Raw genomic sequence first — 245 nt, 5'->3', positions numbered from 1 at the left:
CCGCCATAGAGCGTATCGGCCTCGATCCCGCCATTCAGCGTGTCGTTCCCATCCTGACCGGCCAGCGTATCGCGGCCCTCGTCGCCCGACAGCAGGTCGTTGCCGTCGCCGCCCTCGATGTCGTCATTGCCGAACCCGCCGGTGATCGTGTCCAGACCCTCGTCGCCGTAGATCTCGTCCCGGCCAAAGCCGCCGACGATGGAATCGTCGCCCGCATCCCCGGTCAGCAGGTCGTCGCCATCGCC

At 67.8% G+C, this 245-nt stretch carries 1 pseudogene; it reads right to left on the bottom strand.

Annotation, left to right across the window (positions count from 1 at the left end):
* A pseudogene (locus tag D8Z78_RS24425) lies at positions 1 to 245 on the bottom strand (calcium-binding protein); the annotation flags it as partial.

Origin of the sequence: Tropicibacter alexandrii (assembly GCF_003667315.2) — a bacterium.
Taxonomy (GTDB): domain Bacteria; phylum Pseudomonadota; class Alphaproteobacteria; order Rhodobacterales; family Rhodobacteraceae; genus Tropicibacter; species Tropicibacter alexandrii.
The sequence above is the reverse complement of the archived record's forward strand: the minus strand, read 5'-3'. Positions and strand labels throughout refer to the sequence as shown.